Consider the following 22,353-nt stretch of genomic DNA (forward strand, 5'->3'; position numbering starts at 1 on the left):
GTCCGGCAACTGGCCGACTGGCCGGATGCGCAGGGCCCGGAGGTGCCGGTGAGGCTCGGCGCGCTCGCCGCCACCCAGGATCCGGCCGAGCGGGCGATTTCCTCGACGGAGTCTGGACCCCGGAGGTGGGACGCACATGTGCCGAGCGCCGGGCGGGGCAGGGCTCATGCCGTATCCGGCGCGGATCGGGCCGGCCGCCGACCTGATGGCGGAGTGTCGTCCCGGAGCGCGCGGCAACATTCGGCGATCGCGTTCGGTGGCCATGCGCGGCCACCGAACCGCATGCCCTTGCACTTACCGCATGGCCGGCGAGGCAGGCGCCCCGGAAGGTGTCGCAGCGCCCGGAAACCGCAGCGCCCGGAAGGGAAGCGCCGTTGCCGCGGGGGCGGCAACGGCGCTTCCTGCCGGAGCGATGCCGTCTCCCGACCGGTGGTCGACGCGTCAGGCCGGCTGGGGGGCGCCGACCTGCACGTACCGCTCATCGAGCACGAAGGCGGGGTCGACCTGGGCGGCCAGGTCTGCACCCGTCTTCGCATTGCCCCAGCTCTCCGCGTTCTTCAGGTGGAAGTGCACCATCTGTCGCGTGTAGCGCTCCCAGTCGCGCTGCCCGTACGAATCCTCCGCGGCATTCTGCAGCGTCTGGAGGGCCATTCGGTTGTCCGCCTCCAGCAGCTCGAAGCGGGAGGGGCGGCCCTTCTCCATCGCCCGCACCCAGTCGGAGTGCCCGACACTCACCAACAGGTCATCGCCCACCTCGGCACGCAGGAAGTCGAGATCGTCCGGGCCCTGGACCTTGTTGCCGACGACCCGCAATGCGACCCCGAAGTCCCTTGCGTACTCCTTGTACTGGCGGTAGACCGACACGCCTCTACGGGTCGGTTCGGCTACCAGGAACGTGATGTCGAAGCGGGTGAACATCCCGGAAGCGAAGGAGTCCGAACCTGCCGTCATGTCCACGACGACATAGTCGTCGGGGCCGTCGACAAGGTGGTTGAGGTACAGCTCGACCGCCCCGACCTTGGAGTGGTAGCAGGCCACGCCCAGATCCGACTCGGTGAACGTTCCGGTGGTCATCAGCCGGATCTCCCCGTCGTCGAGCCGGATTCTTTGGGCGCAGGTGTCGTAGATCGGGTTGTCCTCGCGCACCCGCAGGAGCCGTGATCCCTCGCCGGGCGGAGTCGTCTTGATCATCGTCTCGGCGGAAGTGATCCGGGGATTGCTGCCCCGCAGGTACTTCTTGATCAGGGGCAGCTGGGCGCTCATGTCGGGCAGTGCCGCAGCCTCGTGGTCGTCCAGGCCGAGAGCGGTTCCGAGGTGCTGGTTGATGTCGGCGTCCACTGCGACGACATGGGCTTCATTGGCGGCGAGATGGCGGATGAAGAGCGAGGACAGCGTCGTCTTGCCGCTGCCGCCCTTCCCTACGAAAGCGATCTTCATGTTCACCTAGGGTAGTGGCATGATTGCGTTGCGCTGTCGGACTTCGTGAAGAAGGCCACTCCCGGTGAGTATCGGCACAGGGGGCGCGTAGCCTCGCTACTTATGAGTACGACTGCCTCTGATCCGCTCGCCGCCCTGGGTGCCCTGCCGGGTGTCGCCGATGCGGTGGATTCCGTACGCAAGGCCGTCGACCGGGTCTACGGTCACCGTGTCATGCGGCGCCGCAGCAATGAGGTCACTGCCGAAGCGGCGCTGCGCGGCGCCCGTGGTTCGGCAGCGCTGTCGGGCGCGGACTGGAATCTGGAGGAAGTGCGCCGACGTAGTGACTTCAGCGGTGATGCTGAGGCGCAGGTGATCGGTGCAGCTCTGCGGCTCACTGCCGAAGCGGGTCAACTGCTCTCCATCTGGCGGCAGTCACCCCTGCGTGTCCTGGCCCGGCTGCACCTGGTTGCGGCCGGCGGTGCGACCCCCGATGACGCTGTCGGTCGGCCTCGGCTGGCGGGTGAATCCGTGGACGAGCCGCTGGTCGAAGCGCCGCTGCCGGATGCCGAGGAGATGGCCGGGCGGCTGGAAGGGCTTTCCGGATTGATCCTTTCGGGCACCTCGGCACCCGCCCTGGTGACTGCCGCGGTTGTGCACGGTGAACTGCTGGCCCTGCGTCCCTTCGGCTCCTTCAACGGTCTCGTCGCGCGTACCGCCGAGCGGATTGTGCTGATCGGGAGCGGACTCGACCCCAAGTCGATCTGTCCTGCCGAGGTGGGGCATGCCGAGCAGGGGAGGGTGGCGTACGTCGCTGCGTTCGAGGGGTACCTGTCAGGGACGGCGGAGGGAATGGCGGCCTGGATCGCGCATTGCGGGCGCGCCGTGGAGCTGGGTGTCAGGGAATCGACGGCGGTTTGCGAGGCGTTGCAGCGCGGCGCCGCGTAAGGGGTGGCGGGGCTGCGGGATCGGTGTGAGTGCCCGAGATGCGGCGGATGGGCCACTCCGCTGTGGTGAGTGGTGCGACGATTCCGGTGGGGCACGACGCCGTAACTTCGCTGCCTTGTAAAAGGGTTGCGGCGGTACCGTCTTCGGTACCGCCGCTGGCATGTCTACCCAGTTACCATGCGTCCTCGATCGTGCCCATCAGGTCGGGGACTTTGCCCGCTCCCTGGTGCGGCTGGCCCGTAATCGACGGGTCGACGTCGCGTGGGTGCTCGGTTTTCATGCTCGGTCCGTGGGGCCTTCTCTGAGCTACAGGTCATCCTCTCGGATGTCCTTGGTCTCGCGGGCCGTTGAGTCCTTTGTACTCCAGCGCTGGGGTCAGTGGTAGTGCAGAGCACACTTCTTTACTTTTAGGTTCAATTACGGGCGAGTCGGGGCATGTGGGTCAGGGGAGGGGGCAGAGGGCTGATCGCCCTTGCTCGATCCCGTCCTCCGGGCCGCCCGGTGGAGTTCGGTAGGCGTGCCGGACTTGCCCGGACGGCGCATCATCGGTTTGTGCATGCCCCGGCAGTGCGTCAGGCGGAGGTTCCCGTGCGGCGCCGGGAGGTGTACCAGACCAGTCCTGCGGTGGCAGCGGCTGCGCCCAGCGCCGCAGCGGCTACCAGCGCCGGACGCGGTGGGAGCGAGAGTGCGGGCAGCCGCTGCTTGAGTCGGACAGGTCGGTTGAAGACGAGAATCGGCCACTCGCGGAGGGTCGCTTCGCGCCTCAGGGTGCGGTCCGGATTCACCGCATGCGGGTGGCCGACCGACTCCAGCATCGGTACATCGGTCGCTGAATCGCTGTAGGCGAAGCAGCGGGCGAGGTCGTACCCCTCCGATACCGCGAGTGCCTTGATCGCCTCGGCCTTCGTCGGCCCGTATGCGTAGTACTCCACTTCGCCGGTGAAGCAGCCGTCGTCCCCGACCACCATTCGAGTGGCGACTACGCGGTCGGCGCCGAGCAGTTCGCCGATCGGCTCGACGACCTCGGCGCCAGAGGTCGAGACGATCACCACATCACGCCCGGCGGTGTGATGCTCTTCGATGAGCGTCGCCGCTTCGTCGTAGATGAGCGGATCGATCAGATCGTGCAGAGTCTCGGCGACGATTTCCCTCACTTGCCGGACGTTCCAGCCCTTGCAGAGCGAGGAGAGATATTCCCGCATCCGTTCCATCTGGTCGTGATCTGCGCCCCCGGCAAGGAACACGAACTGTGCGTACGCAGTGCGCAGTACGGCGCGGCGGTTGATCAGTCCGCCTCGGTAGAAGGACTTGCTGAAGGCCAGTGTCGAAGACTTCGCAATGACCGTCTTGTCCAGGTCGAAGAAGGCTGCCGTGCGCGGCAGGAAGCGGTTTTCCACAAGGCAGAGCATAGGGCCCACCATTCGGCGTAAACCCTGGCGCGTGGGTTTGCCTGAGAAGGCTGTCGGGTACACCATGGAAGTCACGGATCGTTCGCGACCGTGCTAACCCGGTCCGGCTCCTCCCCCCCCGAGTCGGCCGTGGGGACGACCCCCGCTCTCCCCCCCGGCGGGGGTCGTCGCATGTCCGGACGCGCTTCTGTCGCACGGAATCAAGCATTCTTCCTCCGATTCGTGCCGTGATGGCCGGCCTCTTGCGCCGTCCCACCATCTTGGGTCGTCACGTTCCGTAGCGGAAGGGCTGCTCCCGGGAGTCGCCGGTATGGGTGACGGAGATATTCACAACGGCGGAGTTGTCCACAGTTTTTTAGCAAGATCCACACGATTTTCCGCAGCGCCTCATGGTGATTCCAGCCGCGAAGTCCGCGGGTTGTGGAATCGCCGATCTCGGAACGTTTCGAGATCACCGTGAACCATGATGAAGGTGTAGCGAGAAGGGGGGCGGAGAACGTGGTCGATTCCATCGCGCGGGATCGTCTGCCGACTGTTGAAGTGCGGCGGGGTGGTCCGCTGATCGTGACCGAGGATCTGGAACTCCTCGACGATCTGCTCCGGCTGTGTGCGGCCGCCGGAGCGGAACCGGAAGTTCATCACTCATTGCCCGAACGCAGAGGCAGCTGGGATCGGGCCCCGATGGTTCTCGTGGGGGACGATGCCGCCCGGCGGTGCCGCGGAGCAGCTCGCAGGTGCGGTGTGATGCTCGTCGGGCGGGACCAGGAGGCCCCGGACATCTGGCGCCGTGCCGTGGAGATCGGGGCCGAATACGTGCTGAGGCTTCCCGATGCGGAGGGGTGGCTCGTCGACCAGATCGCCAATGCGGCGGAGGGGGTGGGCAGCCCGGCGCTCACCATCGGGGTGATCGGCGGAAGGGGCGGCTCCGGTGCGTCCACGTTGGCCTGTGCTCTCGCGGTGACTGCGGCCAGGGCCGGTCGGCGGGCCATGCTGATCGACGGCGACCCGCTCGGTGGGGGCATCGATGTGCTGCTCGGTGGCGAACGGGCCGCGGGGATGAGGTGGCCGGATTTCACTCATTCCAAGGGGCGGGTCGGCGGAGGCGCACTGGAGGAGTCCCTGCCCGCACTCCACGGTCTGCGGGTGCTCAGCTGGGGGCGCGACGACACGGTCGTCATTCCGGCACAGGCCATACAGGCCGTGCTCGCCGCGGCGCGCAGGCTCGGCGGGGTGGTAGTCGTCGATCTGCCGCGCAGCCTCGACGAATCGGCCGCCGAGGCGCTCGCACAGTTGGACCTCGGGCTGTTGCTGGTTCCCGGAGAACTTCGCGCAGTCGCCGCGGCGAAGCGGGTGGCAGCCATGGCCGGGATGGTCCTGGAGGACCTGCGGGTGGTCGTCCGGGGCCCGTATGCGGCAGGTCTCGACGAGCGGTGGGTGGCGCAGGCGCTGGGGCTGCCCTTGGTCGGTGAACTCCCTCTCGAAGCAGGATTGTTGGAAGCACAGGACAGCGGCGCACCGCCCGCGAGCAGTGCGCGTTCTCCTCTTGCCAGGTTCTGCACGGCGTTCTGGGAACGAGCGCTCGCCCCGGAGAGGGCCGGGGGACATATCGGTGGGGGTGCGTCGTGACCGAGACACTGCTCGATGCCGTACGGCAGCGGCTGGCGCAGAGCGGTGCGGCGCCGACCCCGGCCGGTGTCGCGGCCGCGCTCCGGGCGCAGGGGCGGCTGCTCGGGGACGCCGAAGTGCTCGATGCAGCAGATGAGTTGCGTGGCGAGCTGGTCGGGACCGGGTTGCTGGAGCCGCTGCTCGCCGACCCGGCCGTGACCGACGTCCTTGTGTCCGCGCCGGACCGGGTGTGGGTGGACCGGGGAGGCGGGCTCGAACTCACCGGGGTGACCTTCCAGGACGCTGCCGCGGTACGCAGGCTGGCACAACGTCTCGCGGCCGTGGCGGGACGGCGACTGGACGATGCCCGGCCCTGGGTGGACGCGCGGCTGCCCGACGGGACTCGTATGCACGCGGTGCTGCCACCGGTGTCCGTCGGTTCGACGTGCCTGTCCCTGCGGGTGGTGCGGCCCAAGGCGTTCTCGCTGGCGGAGCTGGTCACGGCGGGGACCGTGCCGCCGGGCGGTGACCGGATCCTGAGGGCGTTGGTGCAGGCCCGGGCCTCGTACTTGATCAGTGGGGGAACGGGGGCCGGGAAGACGACCCTTCTCTCAAGTCTGCTGGGCGCGGTCGGGAAGCGCGAGCGGATCGTGCTTGCCGAGGACTCGGCGGAGCTGCGGCCGGACCACCCGCATGTGGTGCGTCTGGAGTCCCGCCCCGCCAACCAGGAAGGGGCGGGGCGGGTGACCTTGAGGGACCTGGTGAGGCAGGCGCTGCGGATGAGGCCCGACCGACTGGTGGTCGGGGAAGTGCGGGGTGCTGAGGTCACCGAACTGCTGGCCGCGCTGAACACGGGGCATGAAGGCGGGTGCGGAACGGTCCATGCCAATGCTGCGGAGCACGTCCCGGCCCGCCTCGAGGCCCTGGGTACCGCGGCGGGCCTGGACCGGACGGCACTTCACAGTCAGTTGGCAGCTGCGCTGTCGGTAGTGGTCCATCTGGTGCGGGACCGGGCCGGGCAGCGGCGGATCGCCGAGATGCAGGTTCTGGCGCGGGACGCGGCCGGGCTGGTGGTGACCGTGCCGGCGCTGCGCTGGGGCGCCGACGGGTTCGTGCAGGAGCGGGGCTGGGTGCGGCTTCGGTCGCTGATCGGGAGTGCGCTGTGAGTGGCGGCGTGGCGATGGGGCTGTCGTCGAGCACGAACTGTGTGGCGGTCCTCTGTGTTGGGGTGGCGGCCTGGCTGGCAATGGTGCGGGACCAGGGACGGCGGCGAGCACGTGTGCTGTTCATCGGCGGAGCTCCTGCGCCGCGTGAGCGCTGGGAGCGGACTCGGGCGCGGTTCCAGGCGTGGTTGAGGGAGAGGCGGGAGTGGCTCTGCCTACCGGTGGCGCTGGCCATTGCGGTGCTGGGGGATTCGGCCCTGCCGGTGTTGGCGGGGGTCGTAGGGGTCCCGTTGGTGCGGCGCTGGCTGCGGGCACTGGAACTGAGGAGGGAGCGGGAACGCCGGGCCGATGGGGTGGCGGTGTTGTGCGGCGCTGTCGTGGGTGAGTTACGGGCCGGGCACGAGCCGGGGCGGGCCTTGCTCGTTGCTGTCCGGGGGACCGGGGTGATGGGAGCGTCGGAAGCCGCTGTGTCCGCCGCGGCGCGGTTCGGCGGCGATGTGCCGAGGGCGCTCGGGCAGGCGGCGGGGGAGCCGGGGCTGGACGGCCTTGCCGGGGTGGCCGCCTGTTGGCGGGTGGCGGTGGATGGCGGAGCCGGCCTGGTGGCGGGCCTGGACCGCTTGGAGGGAGCGTTGCGAGCCGAGCGGCGCAGACGGGAGGAGCTGCGGGCTCAACTGGCAGGGGCCTGGTCGACGGTGGCTGTCCTGGCTCTGCTGCCGGTTCTGGGCCTGGGGCTGGGAGCGGCGCTCGGAGCCGATCCGCTGAGGGTGCTGCTGCACACGCCGGCGGGGCTGGTCTGTCTGGTCCTCGGCGGTCTGCTGGAGGCGGCCGGACTCTTCTGGGCCTGCCGGATTGTACGGGCGGGGGAGGCGGCGTGAACGGGGGCATCGGTGAAGTCGCGCATCGGACGGCAGGTGTATGGGCGGTTCTCGGGGCGGTCGTGTATCTGGCCCATGTCCTGGCCGGACGGCGGCGGGTGCGGACACGCCGTCGAGGTGCCGCGCTGCTGTCCGTCGGCACGGAGAGGAGCCGGTGGGGCCGGAGGATGCCGGGCATCCGATTGAAGGAATGGGTCGTGCCGCTGGGCGTTGTGGCGACGGGAGTGGTCCTGATCGGGGGCGTACCAGGGTTCGCCGCCGGGTTGGCGGGGGCGTACGGCATCTGGAGGCGACAGTGGCCCTGGCCCTGGCGCGGTCGCGAACCGCGGGACGAGGCTGCGAAGACTGCGGAGGTCGTACGTCAACTCCCTCTGGCAGCAGACCTCCTGGCGGCCTGCATCGCCGCCGGAGCCGGGCCCCGGGAGGCGGCGGAGGCGGTGGGGGAGTCGCTGGGCGGACCGGTCGGAACGTGTCTGGCGCGGACGGCGGTGGAGATCCGGCTCGGGGGTGACCCAGTGGTGGCCTGGGGGCGGCTCGGGGAGATACCGGGCGCGGGCGCCTTGTCCCGCTGCCTGGAACGGGCGGGATCGACAGGGGCTCCGGCGGCGGAACCGGTGGCGCGGCTGGCCGAGGCGATAAGGGCCGAGCGGGTGAGCACGGCTGTCGCCCGGGCCCAGCGGGCGGGCGTGCTGATCACCGCACCGGTTGGGCTCTGTTTTCTGCCCGCCTTTCTGGCGGTCGGAGTGGCACCGGTGGTGATCGGTCTGGCGAGCGGTCTCCTTCAGGCCAAATGAATGAAAAGCGAAATCAAGTCCCATCCGATTGAATTATTTACTTCACGGGGGTTGAAATGGTGCAGCGCATCAAGGATTGGGTTCGGGCCATGGTGCGGCGAACCCGGACGGACAAAGGAATGACCACATCTGAATATGCCGTGGGGACGATCGCAGCATGTGCGTTTGCCGCGGTGCTCTACAAAGTGGTCACAAGCCAGCCGGTCATGTCCGCGTTGCAGTCACTGTTGAAGGACGCACTCGATGCGAAGTTCTAGGCACGGTTACGGGGCGTGGGCCCGGGGGCGCTTCGGGACCGCACCCCGGACCGGCGACCGGGGTGCGGTGACGGCGGAAGCGGCCATGGTGATTCCGGTGCTGGCGGTGTTCGCCCTGACGCTGGTCTGGGCGCTGATGGCCGCTTCCGCCCAGATCCGGTGCGTGGACGCGGCCAGGGCCGGGGCGAGGGCGGCCGCCCGCTCCGAACCGGAGGGGCAGGTGGTGGAGGTCACCCGTTCGGCGGCACCCGGCGGGGCCGGAGTCGCGGTGAGGCGGACCGGGGAGTTGTGGCGGGTCCGGGTAGCGGCGCCGATGCCCGGACTCGGGCCGTTGGCCCTGACGCTCCACGCGGAGGCGGTGGCGCTGGCCGAGGACACGGTGGGGGCGGCACCTTGACCGGCCTGCGGCACAGCGCCAGGAGGGACGCGCTGGCTCGGCCATGCGGCAATGGGGAGCGCGGTCGGAGGAGAAGCCCGTCCCTGGACCGGGACAAGGGTCTGGCGACGGTGTGGGTGGCGATGACCACGGGCTCGTTGTGTGCGGTGTTCGCGGTCGTGCTGGCGCTCGGGCAGGTGGTGATCGTGCGGCACCGGGCCGGCGGTGCGGCGGACCTGGCGGCCCTGGCCGCGGCCGACCGGGCTCTGCTCGGGCCGGGGAAGGCGTGCGAAGCGGCCGAGAAAGTGGCCGGCGCCCAGGGGGCGGTAGTGGTGCGGTGCACCGTGCGCGGAGAGATCGCCGATGTGACGGCCAGGGTCAGCCTCGGCCCGTACGGGCCGGCAGTCAGGTCCCGGGCCGGCCCCCCGACGACCGCTCCTGGTTCTCCGGATCCTGGTTCTCCGGAACCGTCTCGTTCGACGGTTCCGGAGAACCGGGCTCCGCGTGGTCCGGCGGCGCGGACCGGAGGAGTTCTCTGAGGAGGCGTACGGCGCCCCGTTTGTGCAGCGGGTCGTTGCCGTTGCCGCATTTGGGCGACTGGATGCAGGACGGGCAGCCCGCCTCGCATTCGCAGGACGCGATGGCCTGGAGGGTCGAGGTCAGCCAGGTACGGGCCGTGTGGAAGGCCCGCTCGGCGAATCCGGCTCCGCCCGGATGGCCGTCGTACACGAAGACCGTGGGCAGTGCGGTGTCCGGGTGCAACGGCACGGAGACGCCGCCGATGTCCCATCGGTCGCAGGTGGCGAAGAGCGGCAGCATCCCGATCGACGCGTGCTCCGCGGCATGCAGCGCCCCGCCCAGGATCTCCGGGTTGATCCGGGCGGCGTCGAGCTGGTCCTGCGTGACCGTCCACCACACGGCACGGGTCCGCAGGGTGCGCGGTGGCAGATCCAGTTTGGTCTCGCCGAGGACCTCGCCGGTGATCAGTTTGCGACGCAGGAAGGAGACGACCTGATGGGTGACCTCCACGGAGCCGTAGCAGAGCCGCCCGTCACCCCACGGGACCTCGGTGTCGGTCTCCAGGACGGAGATGGCGGTGGTGTCGCGTGCGGTGGTCGAGTACGGCGGGTCGGCCTGCTCGACCAGGGCCACCGAGTCGTCCAGATCCAGCTTGCGGACCAGATAGGTGCGGCCCTGGTGAAGGTGGACGGCGCCTTCGTGGACGGCGGTGTGCGCGGCCGATTCGTCGACGGTGCCGAGCAGTCGGCCGGTGCCCTCCTCGACGATCTGGACGGGACGGCCGCCTTCACCGCGGATGTCGGTGAGGTCGGCGGCACGCTCGCGACGGGTCCAGTGCCAGCCCGTCGTCCGTCTGCGCAGCAGTTTCGCCGCCTCCAGCTGCGGCAGGAGTTCGACCACGCCCGGTCCGAAGAGCTCCAGATCGGGCTCGGTGAGCGGGATCTCCGCAGCGGCGGCACACAGGTGCGGGGCCAGGACGTACGGGTTGTCCGGATCGAGGACGGTCGACTCCACGGGCTGCTGGAACAAGGCTTCGGGATGGTGGACGAGGAAAGTGTCCAGGGGGTCGTCCCGGGCCACCAGCACGGCCAGGGCGCCCTGGCCGGAGCGCCCCGCGCGGCCCGCCTGCTGCCACAGTGACGCCCGGGTGCCGGGGTAGCCCGCGATGACGACCGCGTCCAGCCCCGAGACGTCGACGCCGAGCTCAAGGGCAGTGGTGGCTGCCAGACCGAGCAGCCGGCCGGAGTGCAGGGCGCGTTCCAGGGCGCGGCGTTCCTCGGGGAGGTAACCCCCGCGGTAGGCGGCGACCCGGGCGGGCAGGGAGCGGTCCACCTCGGCAAGACGTTCCTTGGCGATGACGGAGATCAGTTCGGCCCCGCGTCGGGATCGTACGAACGCGACCGATCGGATGCCCTGAACGGTCAGGTCGGTGAGGAGGTCGGCTGTCTCCGCTGTGGCGGTGCGGCGCACCGGCGCACCCTTCTCGCCGTGCAGCTCGGTCAGCGGCGGTTCCCACAGGGCGAAGACCATCTCACCGCGGGGCGAGGCGTCGTCGTCGACCTCCTTGACCGGGAGACCTGTGAGGCGGCCCGCGGCGACCCCGGGCTCCGCCGCGGTGGCCGACGCCAGGAGAAAGACCGGATCGGCTCCGTAGCGGGCGCACAGGCGGCGTAGCCGGCGCACCACCTGGGCGACGTGGGAGCCGAAGACGCCGCGGTAGGTGTGGCACTCGTCGATCACGACGAAACGCAGCGCGCGCAGGAAGGAGGACCACCGGGGGTGGGAGGGAAGTATCCCGCGGTGCAGCATGTCGGGGTTGGTCAGGACGTAGTTGGCGTACTGGCGTACCCACTCGCGTTCCTCGACGGGGGTGTCGCCGTCGTAGACCGCGGGCCTGACGGCAGTGCCGAGCGGTGCCGCCAGCTCCTTCACCGCACGTCTCTGGTCGGCGGCCAGAGCCTTGGTGGGGGCGAGATACAGAGCCGTCGTACCGCGGCCGTTCGGGGCCTCGGAGCCGTCGAGCAGGGCGCTGAGCACCGGGGCGAGATAGGCGAGCGACTTGCCGGACGCCGTGCCGGTGGCGATCACCACGGATTCGCCGTCCAGAGCGTGCTCGATGGCAGCCGCCTGGTGTGCCCACGGGTGGTCGATCCCGGCGTTCCGGATCGCTGCGATCACTTCTGGCCGGATGCGGTCGGGCCAGATGGCATGGGTTCCCGCACGCGGGGGCAAGTGCTCCGTATGAGTGATGCGCGTGGACCGGCCCGGCGCTGCGGCGAGCCGGTCGAGGACCATGGCGGGAGAGGGGCGGGAGTCCCTGTTCTCGGCTGGTCCACTGGGGCGGTGATTCTTGGCCATCGGCACCGAGTGTGTCACTGGCGAGACGGACAATGGTCCCAAGGCGTCGTGCATGGCAGCCGGTAAGTGATTGAATGCCATCGCGGCTGGCGATCCGTCCCCTGGCTCCGCTGGGGAGACCGAGGGGCGACCGCTCGATAGCAAGGTGCTGGAGGATCCGTGGACCTGTCCTTGTCGACTCGCAATGTGTCCGGCCCTGGTGGCGACCGCACGGTCGTCGAGGTCGGTGGCGAGATTGATGTGTATACCGCGCCCAAGCTGCGCGAGCAGTTGGTCGAGTTGGTGAATGACGGCAGCTACCACCTGGTTGTCGACATGGAAGGCGTCGACTTCCTCGACTCCACCGGCCTCGGCGTGCTCGTGGGCGGCCTGAAGCGTGTGCGGGCCCATGAGGGCTCACTGCGCCTGGTCTGCAACCAGGAGCGCATTCTCAAGATCTTCCGGATCACTGGTCTGACCAAGGTGTTCCCGATTCACACCACGGTCGACGAAGCGGTCGCGGCCACCGACTGACCGTCGGTCCGTGGCCGGCCCGGCGTGGCCGGTGCACCGGTGGCTGTGAACGGCGGCGGGTGCGACGCAGGCGGCCTCACCTCGGGCTGCTGCCCGGTTGGGCCGCGGCCGGGGCTGCCTCATCAGTGCCCGCCCGTGGGTCAACCGGTCGGTGCCCGGTCGATCACTGACTGCATGGTCGGCCGATCGGCTGCTGCCCGGTCGACCGGCCGGTGCTCGGACCACTGGGGAGTGAGCCGTCTGCCCGCGCAGACGCCCGCCAGTCGGTCGGCCGAGTCGTCAGCGGCCACGCGGGCGGAGACCAGAACGACCGAGCGACGGCCTGGTCGCTGTCCGCCCGGGAGACAGCCGGACGGAGACCGGAACGAGACGGGATGAAGACTCGAACATCAGGGCCGGATGAGGACCGGAAGAAGAACAGGGTGCCGGGCGGCTCGCCCGGACCCCTGGGATGCACACCCGTACGCCTGAAGGGGATCGCATGACCACCGTTGAACTCCGCTTCAGTGCTCAGCCCGAACACGTCAGGACGGCGCGCCTCGTGGCGGCCGCCGTGGCGCGCCGGGCAGGGGTCGATGAAGCCGTGCTCGACGAGGTCAGACTCGCCGTCGGTGAAGCGTGCAGCCGCGCGGTCGGGCTGCACCGCAGCCATGGCATCACCGCGCCTGTTTCCGTCGTTCTGATCGAGGAGGAGAAGTCCTTCTCCATCGAGGTCGGGGACGAGGTGCCCGGACCGGGGGCCGAGCAGGCTCCCGCGACACGCGGCGCCACGCCCGGTGTGGGGTTCGATGGGCCGGAAGCCGAGAGTGGGGCCGACAGCGAGGACGAGATGGGACTCGCGGTCATCAGCGGCCTTGTCGATGATGTGGAAGTCAGATCGGGAGCCAACGGCGGGGTGATCCGCATGAGCTGGCCGAAGACGCCCGCGACGTCGCTTCCCTGAGGCGCCCCCACCCCTCCGCGTCCGTCTTCCGGACCGTTTCTTGATCCGTCTTATGAGGCCCTGCCGAGCAGGGCCTTTTTCATTTCTGTGTGATCATTGATCTGCGGAAAATGTTTCTGCCCCATTACTGCATTCGAGTCGATCTGTGGCAGCGATCATTTTCTGATACGCCATGGAGGTCAATCAAATTTACCGTGCACTGTTTTGATCGGCTCCCGCTCCCTACAATCCGTCCACGTCTTGAGCGCTGAGCGTCAAGGAGGACGTATGGCGGAGTTCTTCAACACCCCACTGGCAGGACCGACACAAGATTCCGCACTTTCTGCATCTGCCGGTCGGCCCGCATCCCTCGCGGCTGCGGTCCTCACCGATGGCAACCGTCTCATCGTCGCGGTCGTCGCGGTCGTCGCCATCGCCGCGCTGGTCGTCGCCCGTCTGCTGGTACGCCAGGTGCTGGCGGCAGGTGAGGGCACCAGCCGTATGAAGGAGATCGCGGCAGCGGTACAGGAAGGCGCGAATGCCTATCTGGCCCGACAGCTGCGCACCGTCGGGATCTTTGCTGTCGTGGTCTTCTTCCTGCTTCTGCTGCTCCCGGCCGACAACTGGTCGCAGCGCGCAGGCCGTTCACTGTTTTTCCTGGTGGGTGCACTTTTCTCGGCAGTCACCGGGTACATCGGGATGCGACTCGCCGTGCGCAGTAATGTCCGTGTGGCTGCTGCTGCGCGTGAGGCGACTCCCGCGGAAGGCGAGCCGGAAAAGGACCTCACCGCCGTTTCGCACAAAGCGATGAAGATCGCGTTTCGTACCGGCGGTGTGGTCGGCATGATCACTGTGGGTCTCGGTCTGCTCGGCGCGTCCTGCGTCGTGCTCGTGTATGCCGCCGACGCGCCCAAGGTGCTGGAGGGCTTCGGTCTCGGTGCCGCGCTGATCGCCATGTTCATGAGGGTGGGCGGCGGCATCTTCACCAAGGCGGCCGACGTCGGCGCCGACCTGGTCGGCAAGGTGGAGCAGGGCATCCCGGAAGACGATCCGCGCAACGCCGCCACCATCGCCGACAACGTGGGCGACAACGTCGGTGACTGCGCGGGCATGGCGGCGGACCTCTTCGAGTCGTATGCCGTGACGCTCGTCGCCGCTCTCATCCTCGGCAAGGCCGCATTCGGCAACTCGGGACTGGCCTTCCCGCTGATCGTCCCGGCGATCGGTGTGATCACCGCGATGATCGGGATCTTCGCGGTCGCCCCGCGGCGTGCCGACCGCAGTGGGATGACTGCCATCAACCGCGGATTCTTCATCTCCGCGGTGATCTCGCTCGCCCTGGTGGCCGTGGCGGTCTTCGTCTACCTGCCGTCCTCCTACGCGGATCTGGACGGTGTCGCCGACGTCGCCATCACCTCGCACGGCGGTGACCCGAGGGTCTTCGCCCTGGCGGCCGTCGCCGTCGGCATCCTGCTGGCCGCCCTGATCCAGCAGCTGACCGGATACTTCACCGAGACCGGCCGGCGTCCTGTCAAGGACATCGGCAAGTCCTCGCTGACCGGACCGGCCACTGTGGTGCTCGCAGGTATCGCCATCGGTCTGGAGTCCGCCGTCTACGCGGCGCTGCTGATCGGCCTGGCCGTCTACGGGGCGTTCCTGCTCGGCGGTACGTCGATCATGCTGGCGCTCTTCGCGGTGGCCCTGGCCGGAACCGGGCTGCTCACCACCGTCGGTGTCATCGTTGCCATGGACACCTTCGGTCCGGTCTCCGACAACGCTCAGGGCATCGCCGAGATGTCCGGTGACGTCACGGGCGCCGGTGCGCAGGTCCTCACCGACCTGGACGCCGTCGGCAACACCACCAAGGCCATCACCAAGGGCATCGCCATCGCCACCGCCGTCCTCGCGGCGTCCGCGCTCTTCGGCTCGTACCGCGACGCGATCGCCACGGCGGTGGGCGACGTGGGGGCCAAGGCGGGGGAGATGACACTCAGCCTGGACATCTCGCAGCCCAACAACCTGGTGGGCCTGATCCTCGGTGCCGCAGTCGTCTTCCTCTTCTCGGGGCTGGCGATCAATGCGGTGTCCCGGTCCGCCGGATCCGTGGTCTACGAGGTGCGGCGGCAGTTCCGCGAGCATCCCGGGATCATGAACCACAGCGAGAAGCCGGAGTACGGGCGCGTGGTGGACATCTGTACGAAGGACGCCCTGCGCGAGCTCGCCACGCCCGGTCTGCTTGCCGTGCTGGCGCCGATCGCCGTCGGGTTCACGCTCGGTGTCGGAGCGCTCGGTTCGTATCTGGCGGGCGCCATCGGGACCGGCACGCTGATGGCGGTCTTCCTCGCCAACTCCGGTGGTGCGTGGGACAACGCCAAGAAACTCGTCGAGGACGGCCATCACGGCGGCAAGGGCAGCGAGGCCCATGCCGCGACCGTCATCGGGGACACGGTCGGCGACCCGTTCAAGGACACGGCGGGGCCGGCGATCAACCCCTTGCTCAAGGTGATGAACCTGGTCGCGCTGATCATCGCCCCGGCGGTGGTGCAGTTCAGCTACGGACAGGACGCGAGCGCCGGTGTGCGGGCACTGGTGGCGGTGCTCGCCGTCGCCGTCATCGTCGGCGCGGTCTGCGTCTCCAAGCGGCGTGGGATCGCCGTGGGGGACGAGCAGGGTCCGGCGGACGGAGACGGGGGACCGGCCAAGTCGCCCGACCAGGCGGCTGTTTCGTGAAGCGGCGACGGGAGGAGGGCGGCGGCGCGTAGTCGGTGCCCGTGGTTCGACGACCGGGCGGGCGACGCATCAGGGTGCGTCGCCCGCCCGGCCGTGTGCGTGGCGGTGGGTGAAGTCGTCCGACGCCCTGCACACCTGTCCGGACAGGCTGTCAGCGCGCATGTTCGAGCGGGCGACGTGTCCTGAGGGCCGTCCGGGTGAGTTGCATATCCCTCATTCCGGTTGGTGCAAATGGCTGCAAAAGGTCACTTGTCTGATGCTCGTCCCCTGGATGGGGGGCACTCGACGTGTAAGTTCCGGGGCCGAGAGTCTTGGAAGGGACCGATCCGGTGAACACGAAGCTTGCAGCCGCACTGTCCGGCGGTGCGGTACTGGTGCTGACGCTGTCCGGCTGCGGCGGCGACGACAACAGCGAAAAGGTGAACGACTGGGCCAAGAAGGTCTGCGACCAGGTCCAGCCCCAACTGCAGAAGATCGCGAACGCCAACGCCGCCATCCAGCAGCAGACCGCCGACAACAGCAAGCCCGCCGACGTCCAGAAGACCGACTCGGCCGCCTTCCAGCAGATCTCCCAGGCGTACAAGGCGCTGGGCACGGCTGTCGACTCTGCGGGTCCGCCGCCGGTCGAGGGCGGCGAGACCACGCACAAGGAGGCGGTGAAGGAGCTCAACGCCTCCTCCGTGGCGTACGCGAACCTGCACAAGGAGGTCGACGCCCTTGACACCAAGGACCAGGCGAAGTTCGCCGACGGCCTCAAGGGGATCGCGGACGAGCTGAACAAGATCAGCAGCAGCGGCGACGAGGCGCTGCAGAAGCTTCAGTCCGGCGAGGTCGGCTCCGCGATGGCCAAGCAGAAGGGCTGTCAGAAGCCGACGGCCTCGGTGCCGCCGAACGCCGCTTCCTCGGCGTCGGCCTCCCCGTCCGCCTCGGCCGGCGGGAAGTCGTAACCGGGCGAACGCGCAGGAACGGGTGGCGCGGCGGAAGCCGCAGTCGTACGGACGGCCCGGCGGCCCCGGTGGGCGCCGGGCCGCTGCCGTTGTCCGTGGGAGCCGCCACAATGGACGGGTGAGTAAGACCAGCCTCCCCGTGCCCGACCGCTCGCCCCGGCTCCGCGAAGCCATGCTCGCCGCCGCCTTCACCGCCGACGGGCTTCTCGACCTCCTCGGTGCGCCCGCCTATGCCGCACTCGCCCGCAGCGAGACGGTTCCGGCGCTCCGCGCCACCCGGGGGGAGGCCCGGCTCGACATACTGGTGCGCCTCTTCCTGCTCCAGTGCCCCGTTCCGTACGAGCGAGCCCGTGCCGCGCTCCCGTTGGCCGAGTGCATGGAGGACGGCTGGCTCATCCGCACGGGCGACGAGGTGCGGGCCACGGTCGACGTCCGCCCGTACAGCGGGCCCGAGGGGCAGGACTGGTACATCGTCTCCGACCTCGGCTGTGCGGTCGGCGGCGCGGGCGGTATCGGTTCGCGTGAGGAGGGCGTGGTCCTCGGCGTCGGCGGAGCGTCCACCACGCTGGCCGGGATCACCGTCCGCACGCCTGTCGCCTCCGCGCTCGACATCGGTACGGGCTCCGGCATCCAGGCGCTGCACGCGGCGCGGCACGCCACCCGGGTCACGGCCACCGATCTCAATCCGCGTGCGCTGGAGTTCACCCGGCTGACGCTCGCCCTGTCCGGCGCCCCCGCCGCCGAGCTGCGTCAGGGCTCCCTGTACGAGCCGGTCGGTACCGAGACGTTCGACCTGATCGTCTCGAACCCGCCGTTCGTCATCTCGCCCGGCGCCCGTCTCACCTACCGCGACGGCGGCATGGGGGGCGACGACCTGTGCCGGACCCTGGTGCAGCAGGCCGGCGAACGGCTGAACGACGGCGGATACGCCCACTTCCTCGCCAACTGGCAGCACGTCGAGGGCGAGGAATGGCAGAACCGGCTGAGTTCCTGGGTGCCCTACGGCTGCGACGCCTGGATCGTGCAGCGCGAGGTCCAGGACATCACGCAGTACACGGAGCTGTGGCTGCGTGACAGCGGTGACCACCGTTCGGACCCGGCCGAGTACGCCGCGCGGTACGACGCCTGGCTGGACGAGTTCGAGGCCCGCAAGACCAAGGCGGTCGGCTTCGGCTGGATCACCCTGCGGAAGTCCGCCGCGGCTGCCGCCGGGAATCCGTCCGTCGTGATCGAGGAGTGGCCGCATGCGGTGGAGCAACCGCTCGGACCCGCCGTCCAGGCTCATTTCGCCCGCCAGGACTACCTCCGCGAGCAGGACGACACGACGCTCCTGGCGGGACATTTCAGCCTCGCCGCCGAGGTCGTGCAGGAGCAGGTCGGGCTGCCGGGCGCGGAGGACCCCGAACATGTGGTGCTCCGTCAGAACCGCGGTATGCGACGTGCGACGAAGGTCGACGCGGTCGGCGCCGGCTTCGCGGGTGTGTGCGACGGGTCGCTTCCGGCGGGCCGGATCCTGGACGCGATCGCCCAGTTGATGAACGAGGACCCGGCGCAGCTGCGCGACCGTACCCCGCAGGCGATCCGGTTGCTGGTGGAGGAGGGCTTCCTGGAACCGGTGCCGCCGACGCGCTGATGGCGTCGCCCCGGTCCGGGGCCGCTCCTGGCACGGGGACCGGTACAGGGCCCCGGTCGGCTGCGGCCTCGGTCCCGCGGCCCTGGTCGGCTGCGGCCTCGGTCCCGCGCCTGCCGCCCATGTGAATCCGGCCATTCACTCGGGGTTCGTGTCCACGTATCCCTGGGGCGGCACCCTCTCCTCACCCGGCGGGCACAGGACCCGGCCGGGCAGGGACAGGGAGGTGCTCGGGCAGCATGGAGAACGGACCCGCGATCTTCGCCGGAACGGTGTTCGCGCTGTTCGGCGCCGCGCTTCTGCTGTGGACGACGGCGCGCGTGCTGCACCGCGCGCCGGTGATGCACGGTGTGAGCCCCATCGCCTCCGCCGCCCTCACCACTCTGTTCGGCGTACTTTTTCTCGTCCTCGGTGTGTGGTGCTTCACCCGCATCTGATCCACTCGTTGCCGGACCGGCCCGGGAGACGCAGGGTGGGAGGGGCAGTGGCGGGGAACACGTCCGGAGCGCCCGCATCCTGCCCTTGCGCCTCCGGGCCGCCGCGTGATCGGAAACTCGCAGGCAGCGGCTGTGCGGACGGCGGACCGAGCGGTCCGGGCGGCAGGAATGGCGGAAGTCGGGTTACCGTTCGAGTGGCCGTTGCGGGCTTTTGCCGTTTGACACGGGGGCGGGTTGTACCGTCACACTCCGCAGCGACAGCACCATCGGCAGCGTCATGGCGTTGCCCGGATGCCCATCGAGAGCCGACCGGAGAGAAGAGCGAAGTTGTCCCCGACCAGCGAGACCGCACAGGGCGGCCGCCGACTCGTCATCGTCGAGTCGCCTGCCAAGGCGAAGACGATCAAGGGGTACCTCGGCCCCGGATACGTCGTCGAGGCGAGCGTCGGGCACATCCGCGACCTGCCGAACGGCGCCGCAGAGGTACCGGACGAGTACACCGGCGAGGTCCGTCGGCTCGGTGTCGACGTCGAGCATGACTTCCAGCCCGTCTACGTCGTCAACGCGGACAAGAAGGCACAGGTCAGGAAGCTCAAGCAGCTTCTCGCCGAGTCCGACGAGCTCTTCCTCGCCACCGATGAGGACCGCGAGGGCGAAGCCATCGCGTGGCACCTGCAGGAAGTCCTGAAGCCCAAGGTCCCGGTCCACCGGATGGTCTTCCACGAGATCACCAAGGACGCGATCCGGGCCGCTGTCGCCAACCCGCGCGAGCTCAACCAGCGCATGGTCGACGCCCAGGAAACCCGCCGCATCCTCGACCGTCTCTACGGCTACGAGGTCTCGCCGGTCCTGTGGAAGAAGGTCATGCCGCGCCTGTCGGCCGGCCGCGTCCAGTCCGTGGCGACCCGCCTCGTCGTCGAGCGGGAGCGCGAGCGCATCGCCTTCCGTTCCGCCGAGTACTGGGACCTGACCGGTACCTTCGCCACCGGCCGTACCGGTGATGCTTCCGACCCGTCGAGCTTCGCCGCCCGGCTCAGTGCGGTCGACGGCCGCCGCGTCGCCCAGGGGCGTGACTTCGGTCCGGACGGGCAGCTGAAGTCCGGCGCCGCCCAGGTGCTGCACCTGGACGAGACGAACGCCCGTGCGCTGGCCGCGGCGCTCGCCGAGACCCCGTTCACCGTGCGGTCCGTCGAGTCGAAGCCGTACCGCCGCTCCCCCTACGCCCCGTTCCGCACGACGACCCTCCAGCAGGAGGCGAGCCGGAAGCTGGGCTTCGGGGCCAAGGCCACCATGCAGGTCGCGCAGAAGCTGTACGAGAACGGCTTCATCACCTATATGCGTACCGACTCCACGACCCTCTCGGACACCGCGGTCTCCGCGGCCCGGGCACAGGTCACGCAGCTGTACGGCGCCGACTACCTGCCGGACAAGCCGCGTACCTACGCCGGGAAGGTCAAGAACGCGCAGGAGGCGCACGAGGCGATCCGCCCCTCCGGCGACCGCTTCCGGACGCCTGCCGAGACCGGCCTCACCGGCGACCAGTTCCGGCTCTACGAACTGATCTGGAAGCGGACCGTCGCCTCCCAGATGAAGGACGCGGTCGGTAACTCCGTCACCGTCAAGATCGGCGGCCGGGCGAGCGACGGCCGCGACGCCGAGTTCTCCGCATCCGGCAAGACGATCACCTTCCACGGCTTCATGAAGGCGTACGTCGAGGGCGCCGACGATCCGAACGCCGAGCTCGACGACCGTGAGCGGCGCCTCCCGCAGGTGGCCGAGGGCGACGCACTGTCCGCCGAGGAGATCACCGCCGACGGCCACGCCACCAAGCCGCCGGCCCGCTACACCGAGGCGTCGCTGGTCAAGGAGCTCGAAGAGCGCGAGATCGGCCGTCCGTCGACGTATGCCTCGATCATCGGCACGATCCTGGACCGCGGATACGTCTTCAAGAAGGGCACGGCGCTCGTCCCGTCCTTCCTCTCCTTTGCCGTGGTCAACCTGCTGGAGAAGCACTTCGGCCGGCTCGTCGACTACGACTTCACCGCGAAGATGGAGGACGACCTCGACCGCATCGCGCGCGGCGAGGCCCAGTCCGTGCCGTGGCTGAAGCGCTTCTACTTCGGCGCGGGCGAGGGCGACACGGCCGGAGCGGGGGCGGCCTCCGACGCGGGCAACGGCGACGGCGACCACCTCGGCGGTCTGAAGGAGCTCGTCACCGATCTCGGTGCGATCGACGCGCGTGAGATCTCGTCCTTCCCGGTCGGCAACGACATCAAGCTCCGGGTCGGCCGGTACGGCCCGTACATCGAGCGCGGCGAGAAGGACTCCGAGGGCCACCAGCGCGCGGACGTGCCGGAGGACCTGGCACCCGACGAGCTGTCGGTCGAGTACGCGGAGGAGCTGCTGGCCAAGCCGAGCGGTGACTTCGAGCTCGGTACGGACCCGGTCACCGGGCACCAGATCATCGCCAAGGACGGGCGTTACGGCCCGTACGTCACCGAGGTGCTGCCCGAGGGCACCCCGAAGACCGGCAAGAGCGCGGTGAAGCCGCGGACCGCCTCGCTCTTCAAGTCGATGTCGCTGGACACCGTGACGCTGGCCGACGCGCTCAGGCTGATGTCGCTGCCGCGTGTCGTCGGCGAGGACGCCGAGGGTGTCGAGATCACCGCACAGAACGGTCGTTACGGTCCGTATCTGAAGAAGGGCACGGACTCGCGTTCGCTGACCTCCGAGGAGCAGCTCTTCGACATCACGCTCGAAGAGGCCCTCGCGATCTATGCCCAGCCCAAGCAGCGAGGCCGCGCCGCCGCCAAGCCGCCGCTGAAGGAGCTGGGCACCGACCCGGTGAGCGGGGCTCCGGTCGTGGTCAAGGACGGGCGCTTCGGCCCGTACGTCACCGACGGCGAGACCAACGCGACGCTCCGGACCGGCGACAGCGTGGAGACCATCACGCCGGAGCGCGGCTACGAGCTGCTCGCCGAGAAGCGTGCCAAGGGACCCGCCAAGAAGAAGACGGCGAAGAAGGCCCCGGCCAAGAAGGCAGCCGCGAAGAAGACGGCCGCCAAGAAGACCACGGCGGCCAAGAAGACCGCGGCGAAGAAGACCACCACGAAGAAGACGGCGGCCAAGAAGACGACCGCGGCGGCCAAGAAGACCGCGGCGTCCGTGGAGGAGTGACCGAACGGACGGTCCGATCGTCCGATCGCCGGAGGGGCTGGGTCGTCCAGCCCCTCCGGCGTTCGCGCACCGGGGCGGGCGAACACGGGACGCGGCGGGGGCGGGCTGCCTGCGGCGGGCCGCCTCACCGCCACCCCGGAACCGGGACTCCGCTTCGGACCGGTCACCGACGCCCGGGGCACGGGGAAACAGCTGGTGGCCAAGGGGCTGGGGATTCTCCGGGCGTCCATATGTTCGGGTGGGGCCTCCGTGGACCGCGCCGGTCCGGATAGGCTGG

General features: G+C 69.4%; 18 protein-coding genes and 1 pseudogene. 15 read left to right on the top strand and 4 right to left on the bottom strand.

Annotated elements, in window-relative coordinates:
• Positions 1–441 precede the first annotated feature (441 nt).
• Positions 442–1,437 carry an ATP-binding protein gene (locus tag AB0L71_RS25175; protein WP_365247022.1) on the bottom strand — a complete coding sequence of 332 codons (996 nt, stop codon included), beginning with the start codon at positions 1,435–1,437 and terminating at the stop codon, positions 442–444.
• A 102-nt stretch (positions 1,438–1,539) separates the two neighbouring features.
• Here AB0L71_RS25175 and AB0L71_RS25180 point away from each other — a divergent pair, with 102 nt between their 5' ends.
• Positions 1,540–2,364 (top strand): oxidoreductase, encoded by an 825-nt coding sequence (locus AB0L71_RS25180; RefSeq protein WP_365247024.1) that lies wholly within the window; start codon positions 1,540–1,542, stop codon positions 2,362–2,364.
• 572 nt (positions 2,365–2,936) lie between these two features.
• Here AB0L71_RS25180 and AB0L71_RS25185 read toward each other — a convergent pair.
• Together AB0L71_RS25185 and AB0L71_RS25190 are read right to left on the bottom strand one after the other, a co-directional pair.
• Positions 2,937–3,773, bottom strand: a complete 837-nt coding sequence (locus AB0L71_RS25185; protein ID WP_365247026.1) for an HAD-IB family hydrolase — start codon at positions 3,771–3,773, stop codon at positions 2,937–2,939.
• Between the two features lie 387 nt (positions 3,774–4,160).
• The gene (locus AB0L71_RS25190; protein ID WP_365247211.1) at positions 4,161–4,412 is read right to left on the bottom strand and encodes a hypothetical protein; all 252 of its coding nucleotides are present in this window, start codon (positions 4,410–4,412) and stop codon (positions 4,161–4,163) included.
• On the opposite strand from AB0L71_RS25190, the gene ssd reads away from it, so the two are divergent.
• The 7 genes and pseudogenes from ssd to AB0L71_RS25225 form a co-directional block, all read left to right on the top strand.
• Positions 4,338–5,399 carry a septum site-determining protein Ssd gene (gene ssd, locus AB0L71_RS25195; RefSeq protein ID WP_365247028.1) on the top strand — a complete coding sequence of 354 codons (1,062 nt, stop codon included), beginning with the start codon at positions 4,338–4,340 and terminating at the stop codon, positions 5,397–5,399. The genes AB0L71_RS25190 and ssd overlap by 75 nt on opposite strands.
• On the top strand, positions 5,396–6,544 hold the full coding sequence (locus tag AB0L71_RS25200) for a TadA family conjugal transfer-associated ATPase (RefSeq protein WP_365247030.1): 1,149 nt from the start codon (positions 5,396–5,398) through the stop codon (positions 6,542–6,544). The genes ssd and AB0L71_RS25200 overlap by 4 nt, the downstream gene beginning before the upstream one ends.
• A 14-nt stretch (positions 6,545–6,558) precedes the next feature.
• A complete protein-coding gene (locus AB0L71_RS25205) occupies positions 6,559–7,416 on the top strand; it encodes a type II secretion system F family protein (protein WP_365247195.1) in 858 nt (285 codons plus the stop codon).
• A 62-nt stretch (positions 7,417–7,478) separates the two neighbouring features.
• Positions 7,479–8,210 carry a type II secretion system F family protein gene (locus AB0L71_RS25210; RefSeq protein WP_365247197.1) on the top strand — a complete coding sequence of 244 codons (732 nt, stop codon included), beginning with the start codon at positions 7,479–7,481 and terminating at the stop codon, positions 8,208–8,210.
• A 56-nt stretch (positions 8,211–8,266) separates the two neighbouring features.
• Positions 8,267–8,467, top strand: coding sequence for a DUF4244 domain-containing protein (locus tag AB0L71_RS25215; RefSeq protein ID WP_365247032.1), 201 nt, complete (start codon positions 8,267–8,269; stop codon positions 8,465–8,467).
• Positions 8,454–8,864 (top strand): TadE family type IV pilus minor pilin, encoded by a 411-nt coding sequence (locus tag AB0L71_RS25220; RefSeq protein WP_365247034.1) that lies wholly within the window; start codon positions 8,454–8,456, stop codon positions 8,862–8,864. Before AB0L71_RS25215 ends, AB0L71_RS25220 begins: the two co-directional genes overlap by 14 nt.
• Positions 8,865–8,986: 122 nt before the next feature.
• Positions 8,987–9,205 (top strand): annotated as a pseudogene (locus AB0L71_RS25225) (Rv3654c family TadE-like protein); the annotation flags it as partial.
• A 43-nt stretch (positions 9,206–9,248) separates the two neighbouring features.
• Here the strand turns inward: AB0L71_RS25225 and AB0L71_RS25230 are convergent.
• Positions 9,249–11,801, bottom strand: coding sequence for a DEAD/DEAH box helicase (locus tag AB0L71_RS25230; protein ID WP_365247036.1), 2,553 nt, complete (start codon positions 11,799–11,801; stop codon positions 9,249–9,251).
• Positions 11,802–11,879: 78 nt separating this feature from the next.
• Here AB0L71_RS25230 and AB0L71_RS25235 point away from each other — a divergent pair, with 78 nt between their 5' ends.
• The 7 genes from AB0L71_RS25235 (at position 11,880) to topA (ending at position 22,076) form a co-directional block, all read left to right on the top strand.
• Positions 11,880–12,233, top strand: coding sequence for an STAS domain-containing protein (locus AB0L71_RS25235; RefSeq protein WP_003967428.1), 354 nt, complete (start codon positions 11,880–11,882; stop codon positions 12,231–12,233).
• Positions 12,234–12,714: 481 nt separating this feature from the next.
• Positions 12,715–13,176 (top strand): ATP-binding protein, encoded by a 462-nt coding sequence (locus AB0L71_RS25240; protein WP_365247199.1) that lies wholly within the window; start codon positions 12,715–12,717, stop codon positions 13,174–13,176.
• A 267-nt stretch (positions 13,177–13,443) separates the two neighbouring features.
• Positions 13,444–15,885: a sodium-translocating pyrophosphatase gene (locus AB0L71_RS25245; RefSeq protein WP_365247038.1), complete on the top strand. Its 2,442-nt coding sequence runs from the start codon at positions 13,444–13,446 to the stop codon at positions 15,883–15,885.
• A 329-nt stretch (positions 15,886–16,214) separates the two neighbouring features.
• Positions 16,215–16,832 (top strand): small secreted protein, encoded by a 618-nt coding sequence (locus AB0L71_RS25250; RefSeq protein ID WP_365247040.1) that lies wholly within the window; start codon positions 16,215–16,217, stop codon positions 16,830–16,832.
• A gap of 118 nt (positions 16,833–16,950) precedes the next feature.
• Positions 16,951–18,465, top strand: a complete 1,515-nt coding sequence (locus tag AB0L71_RS25255) for a class I SAM-dependent methyltransferase (RefSeq protein ID WP_365247042.1) — start codon at positions 16,951–16,953, stop codon at positions 18,463–18,465.
• Between the two features lie 236 nt (positions 18,466–18,701).
• Positions 18,702–18,899: a hypothetical protein gene (locus AB0L71_RS25260; protein ID WP_365247044.1), complete on the top strand. Its 198-nt coding sequence runs from the start codon at positions 18,702–18,704 to the stop codon at positions 18,897–18,899.
• A 327-nt stretch (positions 18,900–19,226) separates the two neighbouring features.
• The gene (topA, locus tag AB0L71_RS25265) at positions 19,227–22,076 is read left to right on the top strand and encodes a type I DNA topoisomerase (RefSeq protein WP_365247046.1); all 2,850 of its coding nucleotides are present in this window, start codon (positions 19,227–19,229) and stop codon (positions 22,074–22,076) included.
• The last annotated feature ends 277 nt before the right edge of the window (positions 22,077–22,353 follow it).

It is taken from the genome of Streptomyces sp. NPDC052052 (genome assembly GCF_040680455.1).
Taxonomy (GTDB): Bacteria; Actinomycetota; Actinomycetes; order Streptomycetales; family Streptomycetaceae; genus Streptomyces.

Coding starts and splice junctions, on each gene's coding strand:
- AB0L71_RS25245 (WP_365247038.1), top strand. CDS start 13,444: ATGGCGGAGTTCTTCAACACCCCACTGGCAGGACCGACACAAGATTCC.
- AB0L71_RS25175 (WP_365247022.1), bottom strand. CDS start 1,437: ATGAAGATCGCTTTCGTAGGGAAGGGCGGCAGCGGCAAGACGACGCTG.
- AB0L71_RS25220 (WP_365247034.1), top strand. CDS start 8,454: ATGCGAAGTTCTAGGCACGGTTACGGGGCGTGGGCCCGGGGGCGCTTC.
- AB0L71_RS25190 (WP_365247211.1), bottom strand. CDS start 4,412: ATGAACTTCCGGTTCCGCTCCGGCGGCCGCACACAGCCGGAGCAGATC.
- AB0L71_RS25180 (WP_365247024.1), top strand. CDS start 1,540: ATGAGTACGACTGCCTCTGATCCGCTCGCCGCCCTGGGTGCCCTGCCG.
- AB0L71_RS25260 (WP_365247044.1), top strand. CDS start 18,702: ATGGAGAACGGACCCGCGATCTTCGCCGGAACGGTGTTCGCGCTGTTC.
- AB0L71_RS25185 (WP_365247026.1), bottom strand. CDS start 3,773: ATGCTCTGCCTTGTGGAAAACCGCTTCCTGCCGCGCACGGCAGCCTTC.
- AB0L71_RS25240 (WP_365247199.1), top strand. CDS start 12,715: ATGACCACCGTTGAACTCCGCTTCAGTGCTCAGCCCGAACACGTCAGG.
- AB0L71_RS25230 (WP_365247036.1), bottom strand. CDS start 11,801: ATGGCATTCAATCACTTACCGGCTGCCATGCACGACGCCTTGGGACCA.
- AB0L71_RS25215 (WP_365247032.1), top strand. CDS start 8,267: ATGGTGCAGCGCATCAAGGATTGGGTTCGGGCCATGGTGCGGCGAACC.
- AB0L71_RS25205 (WP_365247195.1), top strand. CDS start 6,559: ATGGGGCTGTCGTCGAGCACGAACTGTGTGGCGGTCCTCTGTGTTGGG.